Annotated in this window: 2 protein-coding genes; both read right to left on the reverse strand. The window is 47.4% G+C overall.

Features of this window, described 5'->3' with window-relative positions:
* On the reverse strand, positions 1–1,000 hold a 1,000-nt coding region (locus HMPREF2794_RS10550), incomplete at its 3' end, for a hypothetical protein (protein WP_070751490.1).
* Entirely contained in the window at positions 1,000–1,515 is a 516-nt protein-coding gene (locus tag HMPREF2794_RS10555) for a DUF1804 family protein (protein WP_004303263.1), read from the reverse strand. The genes HMPREF2794_RS10550 and HMPREF2794_RS10555, both read right to left, overlap by 1 nt.
* Positions 1,516–1,619: the final 104 nt, after the last annotated feature.

The following is a 1,619-nucleotide window of genomic DNA, read 5'->3' on the forward strand; positions in this document are numbered from 1 at the left end:
TATCTGTCCCGGCATACGCAATGTCCCAATGTGCCACGATCGCATTCATCGTGTGAAGGTCAGGGAGCTTTCCCCACTTCACCATTTCGGGCTTGAATATTTTACCCTTGACAAGCGGTACGTGGTTATATTCCGCATGTGCCGCGAGAATACCCATGTCCTTTTCCTGTTGACGATAGAACTGGGGGGAATACATCGATTTCCACGCTGGTTCATACGTTACCGGATCATAAGCCTTCACCAGATGCCAGTCCCAGTCGGGATGCCGTTGTTTGAGAATCGTCTGTACCATCCGGGATGCAAAACGGTTGTTAGCACCTATCAGACGTCTGCGCTTTCCCGTCATGGTTGCCAGTATGTCCGCTTCGATCCAGTCCGCATAATCATCCTGCATCCGGTTGTTTTTGATGGTCTGCGGTGTCTCCAAGTCGTCAATTATCCACAGGTCAGGACGGTGTGCGCCTTTACGAAGCCCGCGAACCTTCTGCTTCGCACCGAACGCCTTGCAAATAAAGCCGTTCATCGTTACGAAGTTTCCCTTTTCCCAATATCCCGGATTATACTGCTCGCCAAAGTCGTGTTTCAAAAGTTCGTTTGCCTCGAATTCCGCACGTAAATCTTCCAGCAGGTCACAAGCGCGGTCAAATGTGTCGGAAACGATACACATATAATGCGTCTCGCCATTGATCCATAACCATAGGGGAATGATCACATCGTTCCATACCGATTTTGCAAGTCCGCGTCCCCATTCGGCATATCCTTTATAAATTGGATCGTTCATCACCCTATTGGCATGAGCGATCTGAAAGTCCGCACAGTCTGCGGTCGCATAATGGGGAAGATAGGTTTCGACAAGATACTTGACATCCCGCTTCGCACGCTGTATGCGGTTCATCCGAACTGTCAGCGATTCGTCCGGATCAATCAGGTTGCCCGTGCACCGCGCACGTTTTAACTTCTCCTGATACTCCTTGAAGGCTTTGCTATCTTCGACTTTCATTATCCCAACATTTTTGCGGCTTCATAAAGGTGGTTCTCCTGAAAGTCCAGTGTTTTAAAATAAAGGTCTGCATCGTACACCTTCATCGCATCAAATATCCGGCTCATGACATCAATGTAAATAGCGAGCGTAATCCGGTTCTTTTTGTCCACCTCTTTGAGCTGGTTCCCCCATTGCGCTACACTGTTGTCAAGTGTAGCCGCCTGTTTCCGTAGTTCGAGCACCTTGTCGCTATCACCTTCCGCAATGGCTTCGTCAATCATGCGCAGCAGCTCCAGTTTTTGGTCTGCAAGAATGTTGATAATCTGTTTTAGGTTGTCACCCTGTTTTTGTGACGAAATAACAGATGCCTGACGTTCTTTTTTCCAAAGTGCGTCATTCTCATTAATCCAGCTTGAAACAGACCTTTCCGACACGTTTATTCGTGTGGAAATCTCCTTGCACGTCATTCCTTCACGTACATAAAGGTCGTGCGCTTCCTTCTTCAATTTACGGTAGTACTCTTTACTTGGCATATCGCTTCCTTTCGTTTACTGGGGCAAAGGTCATATTTCATCATCACCTGTGGAAAATGGCTTTTCATGCTGGAACGTATTCTTTCCAAGTTGGAAAAAATACG

It is taken from the genome of Bacteroides sp. HMSC067B03 (assembly GCF_001811315.1).
Classification (GTDB): Bacteria; Bacteroidota; Bacteroidia; order Bacteroidales; family Bacteroidaceae; genus Bacteroides; species Bacteroides faecis.

Bases quoted from the DNA above. Each gene is read 5' to 3' on its own strand.
- HMPREF2794_RS10555 (WP_004303263.1), bottom strand. From the start codon at position 1,515: ATGCCAAGTAAAGAGTACTACCGTAAATTGAAGAAGGAAGCGCACGAC.